Below are 26,273 nucleotides of genomic sequence, written 5' to 3' on the forward strand. Positions count from 1 at the left end.
GAGAATTATCATGAGTTTTATGTTGGCACTGCCCAAAATCAGCCTCCATGGCGCGGGCGCAATCGGCGATATGGTCAAGCTGGTGGCGGGTAAACGCTGGGGCAAAGCGCTGATCGTCACCGACGGCCAGCTGGTGAAGCTGGGGCTGCTCGACAGCCTGTTTACCGCCCTGGATGAACAGCAGATGTCTTACCATCTGTTTGACGAGGTGTTCCCTAACCCAACGGAAGCGCTGGTGCAAAAAGGCTACGCGGCGTATCGCGAGGCCGGGTGTGATTACCTTATCGCCTTCGGCGGCGGCAGCCCGATTGATACCGCCAAAGCGATAAAAATCCTCACCGCCAACCCGGGGCCATCGACCGCCTATTCCGGCGTCGGCAAAGTGAAAAACGCCGGCGTGCCGCTGGTGGCCATCAACACGACCGCCGGCACCGCGGCGGAGATGACCAGCAACGCGGTTATTATCGACGCCGAGCGCCAGGTAAAAGAGGTGATTATCGATCCCAATATCATTCCCGATATCGCCGTCGATGACGCCAGCGTGATGCTGGATATCCCGCCGTCCATTACCGCCGCCACCGGCATGGACGCGCTGACCCACGCCATTGAAGCCTTTGTTTCCGTTGGCGCGCACCCGCTGACCGATGCCAATGCCCTGGAAGCGATTCGCCTGATCAACCAATGGCTGCCGCAAGCCGTGGACGACGGACACAATCTTGAAGCCCGCGAGCAGATGGCGTTTGGCCAGTATCTGGCGGGCATGGCGTTTAACAGCGCCGGTCTTGGCCTGGTGCATGCGCTGGCTCATCAGCCGGGCGCTACCCACAACCTGCCGCACGGCGTGTGCAACGCCATCCTGCTGCCGATCATCGAAAACTTTAATCGCCCGAACGCGGTTGCCCGCTTCGCGCGCGTGGCGCAGGCGATGGGCGTCGATACTCGCGGTATGAGCGATGAAGCGGCCAGCATGGAGGCCATCAACGCCATCCGCGCGCTAAGCAAACGCGTCGGCATTCCGCAAGGCTTCAGCCAGCTTGGCGTCAGCAAAGCCGATATTGAAGGCTGGCTGGATAAAGCGCTGGCCGACCCGTGCGCACCGTGCAATCCGCGCACCGCCAGCCGCGATGAAGTCCGCGAACTCTATCTGGAGGCATTATGATCCGCAAAGCTTTCGTGATGCAGGTAAACCCGGACGCGCATGAAGAGTATCAGCGCCGTCATAACCCCATCTGGCCGGAGCTTGAAGCGGTGCTGAAAGCCCACGGCGCGCACCACTACGCGATTTATCTCGATAAAGAGCGCCATCTGCTGTTCGCCACGGTGGAGATTGAATCCGAAGCGCGCTGGGACGCCGTCGCCGGGACCGAGGTGTGCCAGCGCTGGTGGCAGCATATGCGCGATGTGATGCCTGCCAATCCGGACAACAGTCCGGTAAGCGCGGAGCTTAAAGAGGTGTTTTATCTGGAGTAAAACTATGGCTGCCCCGTTGTGCTGAGCGGGGCAGCCGTTTCAAGCGCTTAGAAGAAGTACTTAAAGCGCACCCGCGCGCCGTAGCGATCGTCATCATCCCCCTGGCTCAGCTTCTCGTCGCTGTCGAGAATGGAGTAATAGGCGCCGAGATAGATATTAAAGTTCTGCATATTCATCACGTTCGGAATTTGATACGACGCGTGGAAGGTATGAATATTGTAGGTGCCTTCATCCTTAATCCAGCAGTCGTTCTCGCAAATCACCCCGGCATAATCGCTGATTTTGTTATGCGCGTAGATATATCCCAGCTCGAAGCGCCGCCACAGCGCGTTCACCCCGGCGGTAAAATCCTGTTCGTTGCTGGCGTCCATATAAGCGGTATTCAGATTCACCACCACCCCGTCCTCCGGGTCGCGCTTCAGGCCGTTCCAGGTCATGGTCAGGCCATAGCCGGTGCGCCCCGACTGATCGATAAAGTTGCCCTGGGCATCTTTATAGCCGTAGGCGTTCTGCACCACGTTCGCTTCCATGGCCGCGGCAACGGAAAATTCGTCTTTCGCCCATGACACCACCGGGCGCAAATAGGCGACGTTCTTTTTCTGCTCCATATCGCGACCATGATAGCCATCGTTGTCGTACAGCGACGTACCGTCTTCCAGCAGGGTGTTGAGCTCAAAATACCAGTTATCAAGCTGCTTGCTCAGCAGGAAGTTGCCGCCTGCGTCAGAGCGGCCGCGACCCTCTTTCATCATATAGATATAGCCATGGCCGTCGCTGTAGAGGTCGTTGGCGGTATTACCGGAGTGCTCGACGAAGGTGTCCTGATTCAGCGGGAACATGTCGTACGCTTCAAAGCGCCCCACTTTCACCTTCCAGTCGTTCTCCTGACCAAAGAAGAAAACCGCGTCGTCGAGGTTCATCGAGCCGGTCATATCCGCCAGCGGCTGGACAGAGAAACCGGCAAAATAGCCGTTATCCGTTTTGCGGATACCGTCGAAGCCGAGCAGGATACGGCCGTTTAAATCCCACTTATCGTAGGTGGGATCGCTGCCAACATCGGCGTTGGTCATCGCCAGCAGGCCGTGTTTGCTTTCCGCGTCCATGTTGAACTCCACGTCGCCGTAGATTTTCAGATCGCCATAGCCGGATAATTTCAGCTCCGGGACGCTAAGATTCTTTTTACTCTCCGCGGTTGCTGCCGCGCTGTTTACCGGCACACGGGTTTGCGCCGCCTGAATCGCGGCATTCTGCTTCGCCTGTAAATCCCGCACCTGGCCTTCCGCTACCGTCGCCCGGCTTTCCGCGGCGGCTAGCCGCGCTTCAAGCTGTTCCATTCGTTGTTCCAGCGTCAGTTGATTATTTTTTCCGACCGCCGATCCCGTCATTAAACACAAGCCTAGCGCTATTGATAATGTTGTTTTATTCATTTTTATTTTCCCAGAGGTAAAAGGTGGGATAAGGTGAATAAAAATATTCACCTTTTATATTTTGATTTTTATTTAGCAGAAGAATGAATGAAATAAAGTGTAATCTGCCTCCTTAAATAACGTCATTCGCTATACGGATTAACAAACAGAGTGAATATTAATTTCCAGCAACCGGTGTCGCCCTGAAGGCATTACGCGCTCGGTCTATGACCACCTGTGCGTCACTGCCGCTATCAAGTATCGTGTTTTGCGCGGATTCTTTTTCTACCTGCACGGCGACCGCATCGAGTTCTTTTAACCTGGCCGTCGTCAGCAAAGCGCTGACCTGCGCCGCAAAGCAGGCATCCTCTTCGGAGGGCTGCGCCTGCGCCGCTGAAGTCTCCGTGGTCGCCACGATATGGTTATTCGCAATATAATTCCCTTTGCCGGAAACAAGGCGGATGATGACCGGTTTTATTCCCTGCGGCTTGAGATACTGGACATCAATCGTTTCGGAAATATGATTGGCAATAACCGAATTATTACTGCCGTTTATATGCAGCAAGCCATAGGCATCATCCAGGCCGTTGTCATAGGCCTGCATCGGCGGCCAGGGTTCACGATCGCGCAAGAAATGGTTTGCTGAGATCAGATTCTCCGCACAGTTGTTCTCGAGAACGAGCATTCCCGGATAAAATGAATGGAATCGATTGCTGGTGATGCTAGAGCGGACCACGCCCGATAAGTGAACGCTGCTTGCGCCGCGCGGGAAGATATTGTTGGTAGAAATTAATAGCCCACCAAAATTTTCGGCATAAATAGAATAGCCTTTATAGCCCGCGCCAATCAGGTTATCGGTTATTTTTGAAGCCTGCCCGGCGCCACGCAGCTCGATACAGTTACCGCATTCGGCGATAAAGTTATTATGGATCGCCATTGCATCGCTATTGTACGTGGTGAGGCCATGCTCCAGATAGATAAATCCCATCCCGGTAATGCGGAAAGCATCCTGCGCGCTGGCGATATAAATCCCGGTTTTGCCGTTCGTATAGCTATTTTCCGGGTCGTTGTTTCCCAGCCCATCATCAACAAAGTGCAAACCATCAATACAGAAGTTTTCGAACGCCACCGAACTGATACGCGGCGCCCCGCTGCGTTTCACGTAAAATGCAGCGCCAGCGTGTTCATCATCGCCGGGCTGCGGGCAGAGATCGACCAGAATACGGCTCCCGCCCGGCCATATATCGTGCAAATTCGCCCACTCGTCCGCCGGCGTATTAAAGCGAATGCTCGAGGAGACAAAACCATGCCCGGAACCCATAATTTTTAAATAACTGATATCAATTAAGACCTGCGTCTTCAGATGATAATCGCCGGGCGGAATATAAATCGCGGCGCCCGGTTTACCCCCGTCGTTAATATCGGTTTCCGTTTGTCGCGATTTAATATCGGCGAGAATACTGTTAATGACTTCGCCAATATCCTCATACGGGTTGCCGACGTGCCACTGCGTAACATCATAATAATTTTTACGTACCATGAAAAACCGCCTCTAATGATAATAAGAAATCGAACATCAACGCTTAAATTTGACTTTGCTTATTCCTGCGAATACGTCGAGCGATATTGCGTAAGCTGTGCCGGCGCGCCGGAGAGCTGGATCCGGGTGAGCTGACTGCATGAGTAATAGCGTCGCGTACCGCATACGCTGCCCTGATTTGCGAAGACCTCAACAATCCCGGCATCAAAACACAGCGTGACGTCGCTGACGCTGGGCACCGGCGCGCGGTAACGCCCATCGTCCCGGCCTTTTTCATATAGCGTCAGATTTTTACCCTCCTGTTCGAGGATGATTTGCTGGCCGCTATCGCCCGTTAACGTCAAACGGAAACCACCGGCAGGCATAAAGGTTACAATGCCGGCTTTACAGCCTTTCTCATTAACCCAGATATCACCGTCATCCAGCGCATGGCGGCTGACGACCAATGATTCCGGCGGCAGCTCCGGCATCATGCATAGCCGCTGCTGCGCATTGAGATGAAAGCGACGCGGGAGCGACATTTCCCCCGAGTAAGCGGAATCCACCGGTTTCTGGGTCGCCCAGTTATATAACCAGGCAAAGCCGATTCTTCGGTCGTCCTCGCCCCAGGTTTGCAGGGCGTAGAAATCCGTACCGAAATCTAAAGTCTGTAGCGGCTGCTCGGACGGCGTGAAATAGCCGTTCCGGAAAGTACCGGTCTGGGCAAAAAGCAAATTATGCCGCCCGGTTGTCGGCTCCTTGTAGCCAACGACGCCGATAATTAATACCCATACGCCATCCAGGCAGAAGAAATCCGGGCATTCGACGCAGCGACCGCCGTTTTCGCGAAAATAGCCGGGAGCGACATACAGCACATGATGGAACGTCCAGCGTTCACTATCCGCAGAGTGAAATAGCAGCATCGCCGGATCGCCGTTTACCGAGGCGCCGAGGATCATATAAAAGGTGGCATCGGCCTCTTCGTACCACACTTTTGGATCGCGGAAATCGCAGTCCACGCCCGCAGGCAGGTCGGTTAAGACGGTTTTCACCCATTCCGGCTTATCGTAGTCGTCGTGCGCAACGGCCATTTTCTGCACTTCCCGGTAGCCGCGATACAGATCGTAAGCCGGGAGCCGTTCGGTATACCAGAAGCGGGTTTTTCCTTGTTTATCAATATACGCGCTGCCGGAAAACGCGCCGCCCGTCGCGCCCAGCGCGGAAAGATTCTGCTCCGGCTGGAGGAAAACCGGATAATGCCGCCAGTGATACAGATCGCGGCTCACCGCATGATTCCAGTGCATGGGGCCCCATTGGCTGGAGTGCGGATGATACTGGTAAAACAGATGCCACTCGCCGTTCTTATAGTGCAGCCCGTTAGGATCGTTCATCCAGCCGGTACGCGGCGAGAAATGCAATGCCGGGCGCAGCGGCTCCCGCAGATACTCGTCAGCAATATCCTGACCGCTCATCAGGCGCAAATCCTGCCCGGCTGTCGCGATAAAGGTGACGCCGCGCGCGCGCAGTGAATCCGGATGCCAGGTGTAACAAAGCGATATCTCGCTATATTCCGGCAGCCACTCCAGGGTGGCAACGCCGTCCTGAAACGAGGTCCAGGTAAAATACTGGAAGTAGCGCGGCGCCTCCTGAATCTTAAATACAACCTGACCGTTCACGCGAATAGAAAACAGGGGTTGCGCCGCCGGTTCGGACGCTTTCAGCCACAAATCAATGCGCTGACCTTGTTTAATATTAAATGACAGGGACATCCTGAACCTCCTGTGGTTGACCGCGACCTTTTTCCAGCTCACGTTTTGCAAGATCCGTTTTGATTTTCTCAAGGAACGCGTTATTCAGCTTGAAGTAGCGCACCAGATACGCGCTGATGAAATAACTCACCATCGGCAGCAGTGAAAACATCATGATAATGCCTTGAATGGTCTGCGAATTTTGCTGCGGCTCATTCGCGACATAGCCGGTAAACGCCAGAATCCAGGCGACGATAGCGCCGGCGACCGCCAGCCCCATTTTGAGCATAAACAGGTTTCCCGCGAAGGAGATGCCGGTCAGGCGTTTACCAAATTTCCAGTCACCGTAGTCATCGACATCGGACATCATCGCCCACAAAATGGGGCCAGACTGAATTAAATGCAGAACGTTAATAATGATGAATAGCGTCATCAGCGGGGTCAGGGATTGCGGATCAACAAACCACAGCGCAAATGAGAGAATGCCGAGAATAATATTAATAATGCGGAACAGCGCCAGCTTATCAAAGCGATCGGTCAGTGGTTTGGCAAGCACGCTGCCCAGCATATTACAGGCCACGCCCAGCGCCATAAAGAAGGTAATAAATCCGACCGACTCTTTCATGACGTAAGTAGCATAATAGATAGTGACGCCGCCGCGGATAAATGCCGGGAAAACGTTCAGGAAGGTAATAGTGATCATCAAGAGCCACTGATCGTTTTTGATAATATCCCGCAGGTCTTTCTTCAACGACTCGTTTTGCTTAACCGACACCACCCGCTCTTTAATGCTGGAAAAGCAGAACAGGAACATCAGCGTTGCCGCACCGCCCATAATGATCATGGTTAGCTGGAAACCGGACGCGCGATCGCCGTTACCCAGCCAGTCCGTTAACGGCAGAATAGAGGAGGAGATAATTAATGTTGCCAGGCCATTAAGGAAAAAGCGCCACGACAGGCAGCCCATGCGCTCTTTCTGATTGAGCGTAATGACGCCGCCGACCGAGCAATAGGGAATATTAATCGCGGTATAAATCAGCGACATGACCAGATAGGTAACCCAGGCATAGATAATCTTGCCGTTCATGCTGAGCTCTGGGGTCGTGAACATCAGTACCGCGCCCAGACCAAACGGAAACGCCATCCATAATAACCATGGGCGGAATTTACCCCAGCGCGAGACGGTGCGGTCGCAGATGGCCCCCATCAGCGGATCGCTAAAAGCGTCAAAGATGCGGATAACCAGGAATAATGTGCCCACCACCCCGGCGTTCAGGCCATATACATCGGTATAAAACCACGTCAGATAGAGCGCCAGTACGCTCCATATCATTCCTGAACCAGCGTCACCCATGCCGTAGCCGATCTTCTCCCTCAGCCCCAGCTTTTCATAAGCGCTTGGCTTTTCCATTGCGGTAGCAGACATAAATATACCTATTTTTTGTTAAAAGGAGCCCATGGCGCAAATTGTCGCGCCATTTCTAAACATAAATCCCTTACAGGGAAGTAATATTAATTTTTACGCTGCTCTCACGGATAATTAACCGCGAGACAATTTCGTGCATTTCAATACTGTCCGGCTGCTGTTGATGTTTCACCATCTGAAACGCGAGGTGAGCAATTTCATTTACCGGCTGTGCAACGCTGGTGATTTTTTTAGTTTGCGCCAGCAGGGTATTATCAAAGCTGGCAATCGCAATATCTTCAGGAACGGAGATGTTCTTTTCTTTTAGCCCATCGATAATATAGTTTGCCGCAATGTCGTTATACACTAACAGACATGTACAGGTTCGCGTCGGCTCGCTGAGTTTCTCGATAATATCATCAAGAATACTAATATGGCCTGATATCTTTTCACCCTCGCCTTTGGCTATCCAGAACGAATTATCTTTCGCAAGCTTTAAACCGTGACTCGCTATTTTTTTGCTGTACGACGAGACCTTGCGGCTATCCACCCCTTCCTGGGCAACAAAGCCAAATGAAAGATGGCCCGTATGAATAAAATGTTCCGCAATACTTTCCGCCCCCCGATCCTGGTTAATCGATACGGAATTAAAGAACCGGGACACCTGGGTGACAACGGCAACCGGGATCCGGGTAATGCTTAACCATTCTGAAAGTTCGGCTTCAGCTTCTGTCGGCACCCATAGCAAGCTGTCAATGCCCATCCCCACTAAGGTCTGAATAATATGTTTATCCTGCTGCGGCTGGTTCTGATGCGTTTTAACGATCACCGATTTGCCGATATACCGGGCCTCTTCTTCTACCGTCGCCAACAGTTCGCAGAAGTGAGGATTCACCAGATTAGGCAAAACCACACCAATCAGCCCTGAACATTTCCCGCTAAGCTGAAACGAACTCTTGCTGGGGACATAGCAGAGGTAATCCATCGCATCACGCACCGCCTGCCGCGTTTCCGGCACGACGCTGGGATGATTGTTGAGCACTCGCGATACGGTCGCCGTCGAGACCCCCGCTCTTTTCGCTACGTCTTTAATGGATGCCATGATGATTGAATACGCCCCCTAACACTGGCGCTCACTATAAATGGCGAGCGCGGTTGAAAATGTAAGCCAGTTCACATGTTGCTTTGTTACATGGAATCACGTTTAGCCTTCGCAATTTCATAGCCCTATTATGGGTTTTTATTAAAACCAGGCGAGAATATATTACGAGCACCATCAACAGGAAAGCAGAATACAGGAAGGGAGAATAAGAGATTATGCTATTGCTGCGGGATGGCGTTGGCTGGCGCGATAAATACGCAGCATGCGGGGATCCGCGGATGGTCTATGCACGCCCGGCCACGGCAGCCTGCTACGCCGTACGCGACCATTAGCGTTTAAATTGTAGAATTAAAGATGACATGCTGGGCGCGCCGAGTTTTTTCAGCGCTTTGATTTTATGCGTGCTCACGGTTTTAATCGTAATACCCAGTGATTTCCCTATGTGATGATACTGCTTTCCGCAGCACAGCATTCTGATCACTTGATACTCTTTATGGGTCAGCAGGGTCTCCCAGCGGGAGATATAATTATTTCGCTGATAGCCCCTCAGTATTAATTTCAAATATTCCCATATTTCATCTTCAGTTGAGGAAACATGATAGCGCGCATAATGCGGCAAATCAGAAAGATTGCTCCAGAATGAGCGAAAAACGAACACGGCGATGTCTCTGGCCTGCCTTTTTAGATAATCGCCAAAAACAAACGCATCGTAGATGTTCTCTCCTTCACCAAACGTTTCCATTAGCACGCCGGAGAGCGTAACGCTCTCCATTAATGCTTTTAAGGACTTCAGGTCGTGACAAAAGTGCAGCTGAATAGCGGGCATCGCCTTTTGTTCATGCAGGCTATTCAGCCCCAGGCAGAAATAACGATTTGGAGACATTACGGCCACATGTAAAATAGAACTCATAATGAATAAACACCATCTTATAATATATTTCATTTTGCAGAGTGAATTAACCAAGGGCCGTGGAAATAATCAACCGGCAGCATCAGCGTATCACCAATAAACGACAGCGGCGTATCCAGGGTCCATAATGTTCCCTGAAGATAATTATAATCATACTCGCTGTCACCGCGGATCACCGCGATATCCGTTTTAACCCCTGGATACCACGTTTCGCCCTCCGCCAGAGTGGTTCTTCCCATGACGCTGCCGCAGCCCGTCAGCAGAAAACAGACAGCCATACAACCCATCACTTTCGGATTCATATCATCTCAGCCATCAGGATAACGTTGGTACGGTGCCGGCCACGCGAATATCCATCTGCGGATAAGGAATCGCAATATGATGTTCGTCCAGCGCCTCTTTAATATTCTCCAGCAGATCGTAATAGGTATCCCAGTAGTGGGTGTTTTTCACCCACACGCGCACGGTAAAATTAAGTGACGAGGCGCCAAGTTCGGCCAGACGAACGGTGGTGTCACGCTGCCGATCGATGCGTCTGTCAGCATCGATGACCGCCAGAATAACGCGCTTCACTTCCGCAATCCGGCTATCGTAGCCGACGCTAATCATCAAATCGATACGCCGAAATGGATGGCGCGAATAGTTAACGATGCTGTCGGCGATAATTTTGCCGTTCGGGATCACCACGTCTTTATTATCCGCGGTGAGCAAGGTGGTAGAAAATATATGTACGGATTCCACCACTCCGGTAATGGCGCCGATCTGCACCAGGTTTCCGGCCCGGAAAGGACGTAGCGTGACTAGCAGTACGCCAGCGGCAAAGTTTGATAGCGATCCCTGCAGCGCAAGCCCCACCGCCAGCCCCGCCGCGCCGATAACCGCAATAATTGAAGACGTTTCTATGCCTAAGCGGCCAAGCGCGGCGATGGCCGCAAACGCCAGCGTGATATAGCGTACCAGGGCGGCAAAGAAATGGATAACGGTAATATCTACCCTGCGCCGCAGAAGTATTTTCTCGATACCTTTAGATAATAAGGTTGAGACAACCCGGCCGATAAAAAAGAGAATACAAGCGGCAATCACGTTCCAGCCATACTGAAGAATTGTATCGCCATGCCCTTTTAACCACTCCAGCGAAGAAGCGATCTGCGGAAATAAAACCACCTTAGCCATATATTATTTCTTTTCTGCGTAAAACATATGAGGAATAGTATAGAGGAATATGTGGTGATTCAATAAATTCGCAGCGATAAAGTGGTCGTAGATTGTAAGAATAATAAAATTATGTAATTTCTTGCTAACATCTTAATTTTCTGACGAGATAAATATCTTCAACCCAATGAGCTGAAGATATTTAAATGTCATTAAACTTAATAGTAATTAATCGTTAACTGTTCAAGCTGCTTTTGTTTATCAAGAAATGTTTTTTGCACCACCGCATTACTGACATCCAGCGAAACGCTGCTGACGTGCGCCGCGGAATAATGAGAAACGGTCTTATCGCGATAACAGAATAATTCATTTTGGCCGGGCGTGTTCCAGCATCCCGACTCCACAACGGTGCCAATGAAGCGGACTTTTCCGGTATGGCCGGCGTAGCAAAAAGAAGAAGTGCAGGCGAGAAGTAAAGCCGCTGCGGCAGTGCATTGACGTGCGTCCATGGGGTAACACTCCTGTGTTGGGCATTTTTGAAATCAATTTCAAACCACAGGAGATAATTACACTGCTAATTATATTCGATCAATATTTTTTCAGCCCCGACCGGCAATATACGTAAAAAGGCTCAGCTGCCTCTGCGACGCTGAGCCCGGGATCATAACAGGCATCGTGGCTACGATGAAAAACGCCGGTCCTCAGGATAGAGCCGCCGGGCCTCCTCGCGCAAAGCCCGGGCATTTTTCTGTTGCCCAAGATACCGCTCGACGTTAATAAGATTGTTGTACATATCGGCGTCGTTCCACACCGCAATCCAGCGCCTGCCGAGCTGGTTGAAAGCCTCCAGATCCTCCACGTTAGCGCTCGACTGATAGCGGATGATATAGCTGAGCGCCCGATCTTTACGCAGCCTTTCGCTGCCGATGCCGATGTCATGCAGCCGCAGTACGCGGCTGGCAAAACGCTGCGGCGACTGCTGAAAAGCGGTCAGATAGTGCCCCTGCCAGAAGGCGCAGCCGGTGAGCAGCGCGCCGTAGCAGGCCAGGATCATCAGCGCGCAGGGCACCGGCCGCGTGGAGGGCGCGGTGAATGCGGACAGCGGCGCCTGTTCGCCGGTCGGACAGCGATCGGCCAGGTTGACCAGGATAAGAACGAGCAACCAGTGTACCGGCGATTGATACAGCGGATACTCCAGCTGCGTGTGCAGCAAAATGGGCATCAGGCAGGCCAGCAGCGCCAGCTGCCGTACGCCGGGGCGGCGCAGCAGTAGCCTGAATCCGCTAACCCCCAGCACCAGCAGCCCGAGCAGGGCGACCGCTCCGCCCTCGACCCACCAGAACAGCAGGTCATTATGCGGATAGGTTAACCCCGGGACCCGGCGGGACAACGGCGGGACGCTATCGGCCACGAAATGGGCAAAGGACCAGGCGTATCCCCCGTAGCCCCAGCCGACGATCGGATGCTGCAGTATCATTTTCCAGGTCTGCTGCAGAATAAAAACCCGCTCAAGATTCGAGCCGTCATGTTCATGCAGGGCGTTGAGTAACGAGACCGATAGCAGGGCAAGCCCCAGCAGCACGCCGGCCACCGGCGCCAGTACGACACGCCAGCGTGCCCCGCGCGCGGCGGAGCGGCGTAACGGCGAGAAGCAAAAAATGGTCACCATCATCAGCCAGCAGACCACGCCGCCCAGCCATCCGGTGCGGGACTTCAGCAGGGTCAGCGTGGCGTAGAGCAGCCCGAGCCCGAGCGCGCTTCCCCACTGACGATATCTCTCCCTCGCGACGCTGCGGCAGACAAAGCGGGCGTCGGCCGCCAGCCACAGCAGCACCGCGGCGCCGGTGGCAATAAAGGAGCCGGTGACGTTGCGTTGCAGAAAAACGCCGATCGCGAACTGACCGGCCTGGCGCTGCGCCGCCTGCGCCGGCAGCGGCAGCCACGCCGGATGACCGATACCCACCAGCGCATAGACCGCCTGAATCAGGGTGGCGGCGACGATCAGCCATAGCACGGTCTGCTGCTGACGCGGCGTGAGCCGACAGTTCAGCAGCAGAGAATAAAACGCCACGCCCGCCCACAGGCCCGCCAGGCGCGGGAAGGCGTCCAGCCGCCAGTCGGCGGAGGGGCTCCAGAACAGGGGCAGCGTCAGCAGGAACGCCGCCAGCGCCATGCCGCGCAGGAACGGGCTGCTGCGTAGCCTCTGATGCCGCAAAAACCAGGCGCAGCCGACCATCGCGGCCAGCAGCACGCACCAGACCAGCAGCGGTTCCGGTAAATCGGCGCCGCTGCCGCCGGTGCTGGGCAGGACAATATGCATAACGCCAAGCAGGATCAGCGCCAGCATCATAAGGAGCCAGCGGGAGGCCGCCGATGAGTTTTCGGAAATGGTCATCTGCATTAACCTGTCAGAAGCGGGAATGCAAAATGGGTGTCGCCGCCCCGTAATCATTTATCGCCTGCCACTGAATATCGCAGCTCCCGGCCTCAGGACACCAGGACTGACTCAGAGATGAGTAAGGCGCTACCATCCCCGGACGAGCAATATTCTGCCCATTTACCGTTAAGGTCAGTAGCGTAACGAAATAAGGCGTCGGGTTTTTCACCGTTATCGTTTTTCCCTGACGTGACCACGCCAAAGATTTATAGGCATCCTTAGGATTTCCCGGTAAATTTTTCGGTCGATAAAATAGCTTCATTTTATTACGTACAGCTATTTGTACAATATTATTTTCTTTAGCATCCTGGCTGGCTGGGATGCCTGCTATCGTTAACCAGAACAAAGTTTCTCTATCTTGAGGAAGTTGCCCGGGGACTTTCAGAATACGAACATAGTTATCGCGTAATGGTTTTAAGCGAAATAGCATCGGCGTTGCAATAAAAGGGACTTCATGAACTTTATCGTGAGCGTTGTTATTACCTTCGCCGTCATTACCGGAGAAAATTTTAGTCTGCACCAAATATACATTAGCAGAAGTATTTTTCACCTGAAACGAAATACTGTCTTGATCACCATTAAAGATAAAGCGGGTTCCGCCCACGACAATACCAGCGTGGGCAGGGAAAACGCAAAATAAAATGACATAAATTGAGCAGCAGGTCCCAGAGATAAATTTAAACATGCGATCCCCATTACTGATAAGTTAATGAAAAGGTCGCCGTTCCATTTGCCGTACCTGCTGTCACATTTGTGCTGGTTGCCATATATTGTGCATAAAAAACCAAACGATTATCCGCCTGACTGGGGTCGATCGCATAATCTTTACTGGCTTTGTTCAACGGTATCAGGGTTGAATCATCATCTTTGATGGCAATACCTAATCCGGAAGCAGAACCAGCCTCATCAGACAACGCCAATAGATCAGAATTATCACCATCTACTGAACCTGAAAAAGTGAATGAAACCCCTTTAGTCACGCTACTACAGTTTTGTAAATCAATGACAAAAGCAACAGCGGATGACACCGCACCAATATTGCTTAGCTGTCGTGAGTCAATATCCCCAAGCGATACCGTTTGATCGATGGACTCCTGCGCAACAGTACAGGTCTGATTTTGAATCATACCAGAAATATTCACAGTGCCGTCATGGGCGAAGGCCGAAAACGTCCAACCGATACACAATAATAATAATAGTTTCTTTTTCATTATTGATAGTCCACATCAAAATACATCACAGCCGTTGCATACCCTGCGGTTACGGGAATCGTTGTCGCTTTATAATGTAATAAAAAATTCAATGTATTATCGCCTGCAAAGAGCGGGTATTGCTTGCTGGCGGTATTTAATGGGATTGTCGTACCATCACTGTCTTTAATTTCCACACCGACGCCACTTGCCAGCATACCAGTACCGGTCGTATCAGATAACGCCAACAGATTAGAATTACCAGAATCCGCGTGGCCGCTAAACGTTAACGTTGCCCCTACAATACTGTCACCGCATCCTGTCAGCTTAATATCTAAAGGAACATCGGGACTGACATCACCCGTGCTGGAAAAGGTATTTGCTGAGAAGGTTCCAAGATTGATACTTTGCGTCTGGCTGCTGCTATCAATATCACAGGATGAAGGCAGAACGGTACCATTAATCGTCATATTCCAGGTCCCAATCTGGGTATCTGCCAGGGACACACCGCTAAGCAGAAAAAAAGGTAAACATAACCAATACATTTTCATGTCATGCCCTTATTAAGGAATAGTCACCGTGATAGTTTCAATCGCCGAATAATCACCTGGCGTCGGGTTTTTCCCGGTAATGGCCACGGGAACATAGGTAAATGGTACATCCACTGCGCCGTCGCTGAGGGTGGCTGATACATCACCATTATTTGCTGATACAGTATTACCACTACCATCCAAAACTCTTACACCGACGTCTGGATTGGAGGTCACAATATCATCACCGGAAACTTTGCTGGTGGTAACATGCAGGTCAATGGTGGCAGACTCGCTACCACCTAAACATTGAATGCTCATAGGCTGCGTGGTGCCAGTTCCCACTTTCGCTCCAGTACCGGCTTTGCCGTAATCGCCGGAGTAGGTATCCGGTAATATCACCACTGAATTGGATGCAAGTTTACAGGAAGCAGGAACAGTTATCGTACCTGAGACGTAAACAGTTGTTAAAGGGGAGCCATCTGCTGCCCAGTCAGTGGTGAGAAATATTCTCCCAACAAGCTTGTTAGTAATAGTAATGTTTCTTGCTTGAGTTGAGTCAGATATAAAGAAAAATGCCAGTGCTTTATTCCAGCCATTTAGAGTAGTCAGACTATCCTTCATTTGACCGCTGGCAGGATATGGTCCTCCAGAAATAGAAACACCCCAACAACCTCCATAAGTTAATGTATTCACAGAAGGTGAACCATTGGTAACCGCTGCGCCTGCGGTAATACCTGGCGAAATAAAAGTAGAGTGACCACCAATATTATACTGATCGTCAGTCCCACAAATATACATTGATTGACTTGCTGCTGGGCAAACGTATGTCTCATCGGAACTACCGCTCCAGAATGTTACAGGAGCATCTTCATTTGTAACATTTGCACCATTGGAATTAGCTTTAAAATTAAATGGATGGTTAATTGTCACGTTTGATACTGCCGATGTCAAACTACAAGAACTCGCCATCGCCTTATCCGTTTTCCCCCACAGAAAAGCGGCGAAGAATACAAATAGCCCGTATTTAATTAATTTCATCACTGACACCTTTCACTTAATTTATTCACCGGCTGCTGCTTCGCGCTCTCCGGAAGTTGATATTTCACCACGCAGTGCTGTCCGGTGCCCTCGCCCCACTGCACTTCCAGCATGCCGTTCAGTGGCAGCCCGGCGAGATAGGCCTGGCCGTCGTCGCCGACGATGGTGCTGTTACCCGCCTTCTGGCTGACCGTGGCGCCGAACGGCACCGGCTTGCCGTTATGCATCAGGGTCATCAGCGCGCGCACCCCGACGTGGGCGTTAAATTCGGCGCGCACCAGCGCCCCCTGGGTCGGCACCACGTTGGTGACCGCGTCTTCAATATCGACGTTCTGCCCCATGGAGTTGGTATTCAGCGCCACGCGGTTCTGGCGATAGGTAGTGGCGTACGGGATCACCGCGTAGCCGCGCCAGTCGGTTTTCACCCCGGTGGCGTTTTCCAGCTCGACCCCGGCCGCCCCCGGCGCTTTCACCAGAATATTGGTGTCGCCGAGCGGCTGGCTAAGGGTGACGCCGTTGCGGTGGACCACCACGCCGCCGCTCACCCCGTAGTTCACCTGATGGTAGCCGTCGCTGTAGTTGTAGCCGGCCTGCAGGTTACCGTAGGTGCCCTGATAGCTCATGTTGGCGTTGCCACTGTTGCTGGTGCCGTGGTTGCCGTCGCTCTCCTGCACGTTATAGCTCAGGTTGTTATCCGCCAGCAGCGTCCCGTTGATGCCGGTGGTCCCGGTGGTCTTACCGTGCTGGTCGGTGGTGGTGCCGAAGCTCATATTGGTGGTATTGGCCGAACGGTAGATATCCGCGCTATGGTTGCTGGAGAGCCACTGGACAATCGGCAGCGAAATATTAAAGGCGTAGATCTGATCCGCCTCCTCTTCCCCCGGCGACTTGTCATAGTTCCACGTCAGGCTATAGGAGATGCCGTTCCAGCTGCCGTTATAGCCCACCTGCAACATGCGATCTTTCTCATCGGTGTGCCAGTAGGTCTGCTCGGAGCCGGTGACAAAAATCGAGCCGATTTTGCCGACCTGCTGCGAGATATTGAGCTGCGCTTTGCCTTTTTTGGTGTAGTAGAGATCGTAGTAATCGGTCCACACCGGCTTATCCTGCTTGCCGTCGTGATCCTCATCCTTCCACTCATTGTCGCCGGTATAGCCGCTCATGTTTTTATACGTCGTCTCGTCGAGGGTGTAGAACCCCTCCGTCGAGTAGCGGTAGCCCAGCAGCTGGAAGTTGGTGCCGAGATCGTTCAGCGCCTTGGCGTAGAGGAAGCGCACCGACTGACCGTCGTGCTGGCTGCCGTCGGCGAGGGTACTGTTGGCCTGGGTGACATCGGCGGAGATCGCGCCGAAGTCCCCCATGTTCAGCCCGGCGCCCAGCGCAAAGGCGTGGTAGTCGTTGCTGACCTGCGTACCGCCATACAGCGTGAAGCCATGCGGCAAACCGTAAATTGCCGTTCCCTGGGCGAAATTGACCTCATCCTGATCATCGTTGGTGCTGCGGTATTTACCGGCGGTCAGGGCGTATTTAAGCCGTCCTTCGCGCTGCAGCAGCGGCACCGCGGAGTACGGCACGGTAAAGGTATTTTCGCTACCGTCGCTCTCTTTTACCGTCACCTGCAGGTCGCCGCTCGACGAGGTCGGGTAGAGATCGTTAATGGCGAAGGCGCCCGGCGAGACGTAGGTCTGGTAGATAACGTAGCCGTTCTGCTTGATGGTGACCCTGGCGTTGCTCTTCGCGATACCGCGGACCGTCGGCGCAAAGCCTTTCAGGCTGTCCGGCAGCATGTTGTCATCGGAGGCAATCTGGACGCCGCGAAAGCCGAGGCTGTCGAAAACGTCCGACGGGGTGTAGCTTTCCCCCAGCGTAAGCTCCGCCTTCAGCGGCGCGATCGTGCGCTCGACGTAGGTGCTGATATGCTCCCACTTGTTCTGCGTGTCGCCCTCGCCGCTGGTGTAGTTCCAGGTGGAGTAGTCGCGCAGGCGCCAGGCGCCGAGGTTCAGGCCGCTTTGCAGGTTGAGATAGTAGCTGTCTTCTTTGCTATCACCGCCGCTGTTGCCGCCGGTGAAGTCATAGTTCAGCAGCAGCGCGTTGATCCCCTGATCCCACTCTTCCGGGGGGATATAACCGCGCGCGCTCTGCTTTAGCGCCGCCTGCGGCACGCTGATGTTCAGCTGCTGATGCTCAAAGTCGAATTCGGTGGTAGCTTCCGGTATGGCGGCAAAGGGCACGCACTGCTCCGGCGCCAGCTTCGCCAGGTCCGGGAAGGCTTTGGTATTGACCCCCATCTGTTCCAGACGCCCGGTGGTAAAGCACGGCGCCAGCCCGGTATCATCCTGGCCGCCTTTTGTCGCTTTAAAGTTCACGTCTTCCGTGGAGACCAGCTGCTTATTCAGATAAATATCAACGTGATATTTACCGGGGGCCTGGCTATCGCCCTTTTCGAAATGCGAAAGATCGGCCACCGCGTTAGGATCGTCCGATAAAAACGCAGGGTTAAAATAGTTATCCGCCAGCGCGGATAACGGTAATGCCGATAAGGTTGCCGGCAAAATAATACGGTATACCCGACGCCGGGCAAATAGAACCTGCATCACCGCGAGGGTGATATATTTTATTTTTAACGTCATTATTTTGCCGACCTGTTTATTATTCTATTATGGCTTTCTGTTCGGGCGAGTTTGCCCCGTAATCATTAATGGTCTGGAAGGTGATATTTCCCTGCGCGTTCGCCGGCAGTTTTAAATCCGCCTGCGACATCGGCGCCACCATTGTCGTCGGTAACGTTGCGGTACCGGCGTGAATCTGTACCAGCGTCATATAATAGGGCGTGGGATTTTTCACCGTCAGGGTATTACCGCTTTCGTGGAAGCGCAGCTTCGCCGGCGCATCAATCGAGGCCATTGGCAGATTTTTCGGGCGAACAAAAAGTTTAATCCGGCTCAGCACCGCGATCTGCAGGGTATTTTTCCCTTTGGTGTCTTTTGCCGCCGAGGGAATCGCTTTGACGTTAACCCAGTAGAGGCTTTCGCGATCCGTAGGCAGATTATTCGGCCCGACGTACATAATGCGCAGCGTATTTTCTTTCTGCGGCTTCATCACAAACAGCGGCGGGGTGATGACAAAATCGCTGCTTTTGCTTTCGCTGGCGTTTTCCACCCATGACTGAATTAAAAAGGTGGCCTTCGGGTCGGTATTATTCACCGCCAGTGAGACCTGATTATTGCCCTGCGGATAGATGACGCGGGTGGAACCTAGTGATACCCCGCCGTTCGCCGCGGCGTGCGCCTGCGCTTCGGTTTGCGCCTGCGCCGCGGGCACGGCCAGACCGGCACCGGCTAAGGCCAGCGCCACCAGAGACAGGCGGGAAAAAGAAATAACGGACATAAAGTGCCTTTCACAATAAAGATTTGCCGCGGACGGCATCAGGAAATTACAAATAGGTTAACGTGAACCAGGTTTGTGCGTTTGCATCCCCTGCCACGACGGTTCTCGAGGTCGCGCGATATTTGGCGACAAAATTGAGTACGGTCGTATTGTCCTGAATAGCGGTAAAATTCATCGGCTGCGTGTTCGGGATAATTTGATTTCCCTGATTATCAAAAATGCCTAACCCGACGCCCTGCGCGCTCTGCGCACCGTCGGTCACCGCCAGTACCCCCGGATCTTTGCCATCCGTCAGGCCGCGAAAGGCCACGCTGACTTGCTGGCTTACCGTGGTATCGCAATCCTTCAGCGTAATGGTAAACGCCTGCGGATCTGTCCAGCTTCCCAGCCCATGAAATTCATTGGAGCGCACCTGCCCCATCTCAACGGTTAAATCCTCGCTACCGGCATCCACCGCGCAGGCGGCATTGACCACGGCGCCCTGAAACTCAACGTCGCCGCCCTTTACCGTTACCACGTGGTGGTTGCCCGCCTGTGCCAGAGCGGGAAACAAAAACGCCCCCGCGAGGGAAAACGCCTTCAGCCGTTGTGTAGTGAAATTCATATCTACTCCTTTCAATGACACAGCCGCCGTCCCTGGCACAGGATCCCTAAATGAAAATGACTGACGCGACCTTACTGGTAAGTCACGTTAAACGTGGCAGTGGTGTCCACGCTACCGGCAGTCGCGGTATCCGCAGTCTGGTAGTAGTCAGCGGAGAAGTTCAGGGTGTTGTCGCCGTCGATCAGCGTAACAGCCTGAGACGCGGTGCCCAGATCCAGCGCAGAGCCGTCTTTGTCATAAATCTGGATGCCCACGCCCGCCGCGCTACCCGCGCCAGAGGTGTTGTCCAGCACGCCAGCTTCACCCGCCGCCGCGTTGCCGTCGAAGGTCACAGATGCCTGAGAAGCGACGGTGGTATCACAGTCAGCCAGCTTGATGCTGAACGGGGTTTTCTGGTTAGCAACGGAGTCTTTACCGGTGAGGGCAGCCAGACGAACCTGACCCATGTTCACAATCTGGTTGCTGGTATCTGCGGTTACCGCACAGGCCGCATCGACAACAGAGCCTTTAAACTCAACGGTGCCGCCCTGAACGGTGGTAGAAGAACCGCTGGTTGGTAAAGCAGCCATTGCAGAAGAGATACCGCCAGCCATAACCATTGCCAGAACGACGCTTTTTACCATAAATGCTTTTTTCATTTTTAATCCATACACATTAAATTAATTTTGTATTCCCTCATTCATTACCGCTTATTTTTTTATGGCCGAAGTCATTCCCAGGGAACGTTCCCTGCGGCGATAAAAAAGACGGTTTAAATATAAGAAGACACTCCGTGTTGTCCTGGGAATAATTCTTACAGAGAATTTTATTAATCTAAATCAATTTTTTCGTCCAAAACTGGACATTCGAAAATGATGCAAGTCAATAATGATAATTACGTATAAAAATCATGATGTTAATAATTCAAAGAGCTGGTGCGTCTAAAAAACAGGCGTTGTTGTTAATATATTGTTATGGACTTATTTAAAAATCGATAGGAATTCGTTTATTAATTCCCTTCAGCACGCCTCGATGGACGCTGATGTACTCCCCCTTGCGCAGTTCAGACAGGACGTACAGTATTCCGCTGCGGGAAAGATTGGTGCGCCGCTGGATAAAATTGAGCACGTTGATTTGCTCGCGATATTCCTCAGGATAGGAGCCGAGTTCCAGAATCAACGTCCGGATCATGATGAATGATTCCACGCCAATAAACTCCTTCTCGCGGATGGCCATGACCAATAACCGATGGGCCAGAATCCGGGCGATATCATGCCAGAGATTTTGCTCGTCCATAATCTCTACAAACTTAGCAAGCGGAACCAATTGACCAGAGCAAGATGTTTCCGCAGAGAAAAAATGCTTCGGCCTGGCCTCTACGTCGTAAAAGGTACTATATCCATCAATCAGCCCCAGTACCGAGGGGGAAAATAGCGTGGTTATCGCCATATTATTTTCACTATGGCAAACCACGCCGGTCCCCTCGAGCAGGAGGAATATATTCGCGTTATTTTCAGTATCGCAAAATTCAAATCGCTCGTCCGGCTGCAGCTCAAGCGGTGTGCTCACGGGCAGCAGCGCCTGCAAAATACGCTGAATCGCTAACGCGGGCTTGGTATTACGGCCAAACGAAAAGGAACGTAAGGAGCCACGATCAAAATCATCACCGATAATAAACATTATTTATTCTCATATTTAGCCTACGACATTACTTAATTAAAATACTAGCACCAAAAATCGAGGAAATAAAAAAAATTAAAATATCATTATAACTCAACAGGTTAATTTCATTTTGCGTTTTTTACACTAGTCATATCCTACTGATATATCAGCATAAAAACTCTCATTTTCTGCATGGATAAAATACCCTACCCAAGGGAAAAACCATTACTTTTTCTACTCATGAACTATAAATTTATTCACATAAAAACCACATAAAAACGCTATAAAAAATCACATTATCATAAAAAATAATGGCTAAAATGATAATTAAAAAGGCGCTGAAAAAGCATATTAACGCTTGTCCTCCTCAGCTGAAAAAGGCTGAGGAAATGAATAAAAAAAACGAGAAAATAACGATGGCAAACGTTTGTCTGATTATGATGGAAGGGGCTAAGTTTCACGAAAAATTAGCATTCAGCGTAACGCGAGAAATGCCTGGGCAATGAATAGTCAGGCAAAAGCATCATGATGTCCCGGCGGAAATGCGTCCCCGCAGGCAGATTGCGCGATGTCTACCCGGGAGGGGGCATGAAGCGCCCGCCCGGCACCGCGACAATTTACGCTGTAAACAGCTGAAACTTCTTTTTATCGCTGTCGTCGATCGCTCTTAATACCCGGCAGGGGACCCCAGCGGCGACCACGTTCGTCGGTATGGAACGGTTCACCACGCTGCCGGCGCCAATGACCGAGTTTTTTCCGATGGTGACGCCTGGGTTGATAATCACCCCGGTTCCTAACCATACGCCGTCTTCAATTATCACCGGCTGAGAGAACTGCTGCTGGGTATGGCGCAGATCCGGATGAATCGGATGGCCGGCGGTGGAAATGGTCACGTTGGGCGCAAACATCACGTTATTGCCGATGATAATGTCGGCATCATCGACCAGCGTCAGGTTGAAGTTCGCGTAAAAATTATCGCCAATGGTGGTGTGGGTACCGTAGGCCACATGAATCGGAGGCTCTATCCAGCACTGCTCGCCCACGGCAGCGAACATCCGCTGAATAATGTCGTTTCTTAATTCCTGATTAAAGGGGTGCGAGTGGTTGTATTCGTAAGCTCGCGCCTTGCCCATCAGCCGCTGCTGCGGTAACCCATATCCTGAATCAAGATAAAGCTCGCCGCTGTTCATTCTTTCCTTCATATCCATGGTCAATATTTCCTCATTTATCAATCACATCCTTGTGAATTATCGGACTGTTTTCTAAACCGTCATCGCGCTATCGCTCATCTTTTCCGACGTTGCCTTACCCGATAAGGTAAAGGCGGAGATTAGCGTGACGCTCAGCGCAATGCCGCCAAGGATCATATAGGTATCCTGGAAACCGATACGGTCATACATATTCCCGGCAAATGCGGAGAGGAAGATCGCCGCCACCTGTTTGGAAAACTGGAAGCCAACCAGGTAAATCGTCGCCGACAGGCGGACGTCAAACACGCCGGTAATATATTTAAACGCGCCTACCAGCAGGAACGGGACTTCCAGCGCATGGAGCATTTTCAGCGCCACCACTTCAGCGGCCGTCGTGGCGAACGATGACCCGATCATCCTTGCCGCCATCACCATGCCAGCAATCAGCAGGGTATTCTTCGCGCCGATGCGGTTAATAATCCACGGCGAGCTGAACATAATAATCGCGTTACATATTTCCCCGGCGGTGGTCGCAAAACCGAAGGCGCGGGTGCCCGATTCCGGGGTAGCAAAGAAGGATTTAAAGAAGGTGGCAAACTGCTGATCGAAAACGTCATAGACGCAGGCGACGCCGATGACGTACAGAATAAACATCCACATTTTGCGCTGGCGGAACATGCCCACGGCAGTTTTTAAATCCACCGCCGGGCGATTGGCACCTAAAGAATCCATCACCTGTGCGGTCTGGCTGGCCTGCGGTTTCGCAATGGCCACCAGCACGACCAGTACCAGCGCGGCGGCCGACCCCATCCAGAACACCCACTCGGGGTTAACGCTGAACAGCATCCCCGCCGTGGTGGCGCACAGCGCCCAGCCGAGGCAGCCAAAAGTCCGCGCTTTGCCGTACTCAAACCCGCTGTTGCGGCTCACGCGTTCAATATAGGCTTCCATCGCCCCGGCGCCGGCAGAGAACACAAAGCCGATGTAGGCCCCGCCGCTCAGCGCGCCGAGCCAGATATTGGTTTTCAGCAGCGGTGCAAAAACGTACAGGAAAAAGGGCGCGATCAGCACCAGCAGCACCGTCACGATCCACATCAGATGCTTTTTCAGCCCCAGCTTATCGGAGATCACGCCCAGTATCGGCTGAAAACAGATGGCAAACAGCGACAGGCTGGAGAAAACAATGCCGGTCTCGGTTTTATTCAGGCCGATGACGTCCGATAGCCAGATCGGCAGAAACGGAAAGCAAGTGGCCATGATGAAAAAATAGAGAAAGAAGAACAGCCCGAAAATCCAGAAATTGGGGTTGTTTTTATGGGTACAGACGGTCGGGTTCATGGTGTATTCCTCAAAAAGGGCCGACGCGCGGCCCGTCGTCATTACACGCGTTGCAGGCCAATCAAAATGGCGCTTTCCGGATCGAGGACTGGCAGCGCCAGCCCCGCCTGTTGCAACCACTCACCGCTGACGGTCTGCGGCGTCGTCATCCATTCCGGCAGCTTACGCATGGTATGGCCGCCCTCTCCCGTAATCTGAATATCGGGATGGTCGAGCAGCGTCACCTCATAACGGGCGCCCGCTTCCAGCCCCGCCACGCGCAGCGGCGCCATCAGGGTGTAGTCCGGCATCGCCAGCTGGCTGACGAGGAAAATCGCCCGATGCCGATCCTCGCTCACCACGCCGTGCGCGAGGGTAGTGGCGTCCGGCATATCGATACGCCACTGCACGCCGTGATGAATGACATCGCGCCACTGCTTATGCAGCGCCGCGTATTTGCGATAGCCCGCGCGCTCCTGCTCATCGGCGGTCACCGGATCCAGCTCAAGCCCCATATGACCGAACAGCGCCGTCAGGCCGCGAAACGCAATGCTGTGCTGGCGGAAGGTGGCGTGGCAGCGGCGGTTGCCGATGTGCGCGCCCATTACTTCCGGCGGGAAGAAGTAGCTCATGCCGCGCTGGATGGTGTTGCGCTCAAGAGCATCGTTATTGTCGGAAGCCCAGAAGCGATGGCTGCGCTTCAGCACTTCATAATCGATACGCCCGCCGCCGGAGGAGCAGGATTCAAATTCAATATGCGGGAAGCGGGCCACCAGCGTATCCAGCAGGCGATAGAACTGGCGAGTTTGCGCATCGGCGGCGGCTTTGCCGTTATGGGCAGGCTGCACCAGCTCGCGATTCATATCCCACTTCACATAGTCCACCGCGTGCTCGCCCAGCAGCCAGCTCATCCGTTCCAGCAGATAATCAAAGGCTTCGGGGATATTCAGGTTCAGGACAAACTGATGACGCCCGGGCAGCGGCGTATAGCCCGGCAGCGCCAGCAGCCAGTCGGGATGGGCGCGGTAGAGATCGGAGTTCGGGTTAATCATCTCTGGCTCAACCCAAATGCCGAACTCCATCCCCAGCGACTTCACGTGGTCGATAACCGGCGTCAGACCGTCAGGATATTTTTTCTCATCAAGATACCAGTCGCCGAGCGCCGCCCAGTCGTCGTTGCGCCCTTTAAACCAGCCGTCATCAATGATAAAGCGCTCCACGCCCAGCTCCGCCGCCTCATCCGCCATGCGCATGATGTACTGCGGGTCGTGGTCGAAATAGATCCCTTCCCAGGTATTGAGATGCACCGGACGCGGTTTGTTGTCCGGGAAGCGAATAATCTGTTCGCGCAGATAGCGGTGGAACTGCTGGCTCATGCCGTTCAGCCCCTGCGCCGAATAGCTGGCGTAGAGGTTCGGCGTCCACAGCGTTTCCCCTTCCGCCAGCGCCATTTCTCCCGCCAGATAGAGCGCTTCCGCCTGCAGATAGCGGCGACCGTCGGTTTTCACTTCCGCCCGCAGGCGGTGGTTACCGCTCCAGCCCAAATGCACGCCCCACACTTCGCCCTGCATCTCGCTAAAAGCACGGCTGCCGGTAATCAGCGCCGGAAAATGTTCGTGAGAAGTGCGTCCACGACGGTTTTCCAGCACAAAGCTGTCGTGTTCAAGGGTCAGACGATGGGGCTGAAATTCGCGGATCCAGCGGCCATGAAAGGCCATGACTTCGCGGGCGCGCTCGGCGACCGGCAGCGTGACCGCCAGGCGGTCCACCTGCCACGGCTGCGGGCGCAGGTTGGTTAAACCATGACGAACGCTGAGCACGCCGCTGCTATCAAGCTGAATTTCACTGCACAGCCGCAGGCCCGCCTGCGCGTCTTCGCTGAGAAGAGTTAAATTCTGCCCATCCTGCACCACCTCGGTCGTGGTAAACATCGGTGAGGCATCCAGCCCCTGGCGGTGGCCTTCAATGCCCGGCGCGCCAAACAGGCCGTGGCCCAGTTCGGCCATCAAGGTCACCGGGGAATCGACGTCGAGGCGGCCATTGGCCACCGGGCGGGCGATGCTGGCCGCATCCTGCGGCGTAAAGTGGCTTAAATGCGGCCCCCAGTAGATAATTTCGGCGAACGGACGGGTTTTGATCACCACATCAGCCGCTGCGCTTTGCAGACGTAAAATCGAATCAGACATGAGACATCTCCACAACAAGGAATGCCTTACTGTTGATC

25 protein-coding genes are annotated in these 26,273 nt (G+C 53.0%); 3 read left to right on the top strand and 22 right to left on the bottom strand.

Going from position 1 to position 26,273, the window contains the following annotated elements; all coding sequences use genetic code 11:
* Positions 1-10 precede the first annotated feature (10 nt).
* Positions 11-1,159 (top strand): lactaldehyde reductase, encoded by a 1,149-nt coding sequence (gene fucO / locus F8562_RS03605; RefSeq protein WP_014837036.1) that lies wholly within the window; start codon positions 11-13, stop codon positions 1,157-1,159.
* On the top strand, positions 1,156-1,470 hold the full coding sequence (gene rhaM / locus F8562_RS03610; RefSeq protein ID WP_014227413.1) for an L-rhamnose mutarotase: 315 nt from the start codon (positions 1,156-1,158) through the stop codon (positions 1,468-1,470). Before fucO ends, rhaM begins: the two co-directional genes overlap by 4 nt.
* Before the next feature lie 47 nt (positions 1,471-1,517).
* On the opposite strand, the gene F8562_RS03615 is transcribed toward rhaM, so the two are convergent.
* The 19 genes from F8562_RS03615 to F8562_RS03705 form a co-directional block, all read right to left on the bottom strand.
* Positions 1,518-2,897, bottom strand: coding sequence for a carbohydrate porin (locus tag F8562_RS03615; RefSeq protein ID WP_042933929.1), 1,380 nt, complete (start codon positions 2,895-2,897; stop codon positions 1,518-1,520).
* Between the two features lie 157 nt (positions 2,898-3,054).
* Positions 3,055-4,416, bottom strand: coding sequence for a NosD domain-containing protein (locus F8562_RS03620; RefSeq protein WP_014837034.1), 1,362 nt, complete (start codon positions 4,414-4,416; stop codon positions 3,055-3,057).
* A gap of 59 nt (positions 4,417-4,475) precedes the next feature.
* Positions 4,476-6,164, bottom strand: a complete 1,689-nt coding sequence (locus F8562_RS03625; protein WP_014837033.1) for a glycoside hydrolase family 32 protein — start codon at positions 6,162-6,164, stop codon at positions 4,476-4,478.
* Entirely contained in the window at positions 6,148-7,569 is a 1,422-nt protein-coding gene (locus F8562_RS03630; RefSeq protein WP_014837032.1) for a glycoside-pentoside-hexuronide (GPH):cation symporter, read from the bottom strand. The genes F8562_RS03625 and F8562_RS03630 overlap by 17 nt, the downstream gene beginning before the upstream one ends.
* A 70-nt stretch (positions 7,570-7,639) precedes the next feature.
* On the bottom strand, positions 7,640-8,650 hold the full coding sequence (locus tag F8562_RS03635) for a LacI family DNA-binding transcriptional regulator (RefSeq protein WP_042933928.1): 1,011 nt from the start codon (positions 8,648-8,650) through the stop codon (positions 7,640-7,642).
* 328 nt (positions 8,651-8,978) lie between these two features.
* Positions 8,979-9,560: a helix-turn-helix transcriptional regulator gene (locus tag F8562_RS03640; protein WP_032693292.1), complete on the bottom strand. Its 582-nt coding sequence runs from the start codon at positions 9,558-9,560 to the stop codon at positions 8,979-8,981.
* Positions 9,561-9,589: 29 nt separating this feature from the next.
* Positions 9,590-9,862, bottom strand: a complete 273-nt coding sequence (locus tag F8562_RS03645; protein WP_014227406.1) for a YceK/YidQ family lipoprotein — start codon at positions 9,860-9,862, stop codon at positions 9,590-9,592.
* A 13-nt stretch (positions 9,863-9,875) separates the two neighbouring features.
* On the bottom strand, positions 9,876-10,733 hold the full coding sequence (gene mscS, locus F8562_RS03650; RefSeq protein WP_014837029.1) for a small-conductance mechanosensitive channel MscS: 858 nt from the start codon (positions 10,731-10,733) through the stop codon (positions 9,876-9,878).
* A 197-nt stretch (positions 10,734-10,930) separates the two neighbouring features.
* Positions 10,931-11,221, bottom strand: a complete 291-nt coding sequence (locus F8562_RS03655) for a hypothetical protein (RefSeq protein WP_014837028.1) — start codon at positions 11,219-11,221, stop codon at positions 10,931-10,933.
* Between the two features lie 170 nt (positions 11,222-11,391).
* The gene (locus F8562_RS03660) at positions 11,392-13,107 is read right to left on the bottom strand and encodes a PglL family O-oligosaccharyltransferase (protein WP_224256622.1); all 1,716 of its coding nucleotides are present in this window, start codon (positions 13,105-13,107) and stop codon (positions 11,392-11,394) included.
* A 13-nt stretch (positions 13,108-13,120) separates the two neighbouring features.
* Positions 13,121-13,834 (bottom strand): molecular chaperone, encoded by a 714-nt coding sequence (locus F8562_RS03665; protein WP_042933926.1) that lies wholly within the window; start codon positions 13,832-13,834, stop codon positions 13,121-13,123.
* 10 nt (positions 13,835-13,844) lie between these two features.
* Positions 13,845-14,360: a fimbrial protein gene (locus tag F8562_RS03670; RefSeq protein ID WP_038423915.1), complete on the bottom strand. Its 516-nt coding sequence runs from the start codon at positions 14,358-14,360 to the stop codon at positions 13,845-13,847.
* Positions 14,360-14,890 (bottom strand): fimbrial protein, encoded by a 531-nt coding sequence (locus tag F8562_RS03675; RefSeq protein WP_042933925.1) that lies wholly within the window; start codon positions 14,888-14,890, stop codon positions 14,360-14,362. The genes F8562_RS03670 and F8562_RS03675 overlap by 1 nt, the downstream gene beginning before the upstream one ends.
* A 12-nt stretch (positions 14,891-14,902) precedes the next feature.
* Positions 14,903-15,910 (bottom strand): fimbrial protein, encoded by a 1,008-nt coding sequence (locus F8562_RS03680; protein WP_014837022.1) that lies wholly within the window; start codon positions 15,908-15,910, stop codon positions 14,903-14,905.
* Positions 15,910-18,540 (bottom strand): fimbrial biogenesis usher protein, encoded by a 2,631-nt coding sequence (locus tag F8562_RS03685; protein WP_151891887.1) that lies wholly within the window; start codon positions 18,538-18,540, stop codon positions 15,910-15,912. The genes F8562_RS03680 and F8562_RS03685 overlap by 1 nt, the downstream gene beginning before the upstream one ends.
* Positions 18,541-18,559: 19 nt before the next feature.
* Positions 18,560-19,297 (bottom strand): fimbria/pilus periplasmic chaperone, encoded by a 738-nt coding sequence (locus tag F8562_RS03690; RefSeq protein WP_014227396.1) that lies wholly within the window; start codon positions 19,295-19,297, stop codon positions 18,560-18,562.
* Between the two features lie 46 nt (positions 19,298-19,343).
* The gene (locus F8562_RS03695) at positions 19,344-19,901 is read right to left on the bottom strand and encodes a fimbrial protein (protein WP_014227395.1); all 558 of its coding nucleotides are present in this window, start codon (positions 19,899-19,901) and stop codon (positions 19,344-19,346) included.
* Positions 19,902-19,972: 71 nt separating this feature from the next.
* Entirely contained in the window at positions 19,973-20,539 is a 567-nt protein-coding gene (locus tag F8562_RS03700) for a fimbrial protein (protein ID WP_014837020.1), read from the bottom strand.
* A gap of 325 nt (positions 20,540-20,864) precedes the next feature.
* A complete protein-coding gene (locus tag F8562_RS03705) occupies positions 20,865-21,560 on the bottom strand; it encodes a winged helix-turn-helix transcriptional regulator (RefSeq protein ID WP_094909525.1) in 696 nt (231 codons plus the stop codon).
* A gap of 293 nt (positions 21,561-21,853) precedes the next feature.
* On the opposite strand from F8562_RS03705, the gene F8562_RS03710 reads away from it, so the two are divergent.
* On the top strand, positions 21,854-22,048 hold the full coding sequence (locus F8562_RS03710) for a hypothetical protein (RefSeq protein WP_032693299.1): 195 nt from the start codon (positions 21,854-21,856) through the stop codon (positions 22,046-22,048).
* A 111-nt stretch (positions 22,049-22,159) separates the two neighbouring features.
* On the opposite strand, the gene F8562_RS03715 is transcribed toward F8562_RS03710, so the two are convergent.
* The 3 genes from F8562_RS03715 to F8562_RS03725 are packed head-to-tail and all read right to left on the bottom strand — an operon-like array spanning position 22,160 to position 26,235.
* On the bottom strand, positions 22,160-22,750 hold the full coding sequence (locus F8562_RS03715; protein ID WP_014837017.1) for a DapH/DapD/GlmU-related protein: 591 nt from the start codon (positions 22,748-22,750) through the stop codon (positions 22,160-22,162).
* Between the two features lie 54 nt (positions 22,751-22,804).
* The gene (locus F8562_RS03720) at positions 22,805-24,070 is read right to left on the bottom strand and encodes an MFS transporter (protein ID WP_014227390.1); all 1,266 of its coding nucleotides are present in this window, start codon (positions 24,068-24,070) and stop codon (positions 22,805-22,807) included.
* A gap of 41 nt (positions 24,071-24,111) precedes the next feature.
* Positions 24,112-26,235: an alpha-galactosidase gene (locus F8562_RS03725; protein ID WP_014837016.1), complete on the bottom strand. Its 2,124-nt coding sequence runs from the start codon at positions 26,233-26,235 to the stop codon at positions 24,112-24,114.
* Between the last annotated feature and the right edge of the window lie 38 nt (positions 26,236-26,273).

This window comes from Klebsiella sp. RCJ4 (genome assembly GCF_009025755.1).
GTDB classification, from domain to species: Bacteria; Pseudomonadota; Gammaproteobacteria; order Enterobacterales; family Enterobacteriaceae; genus Klebsiella; species Klebsiella michiganensis.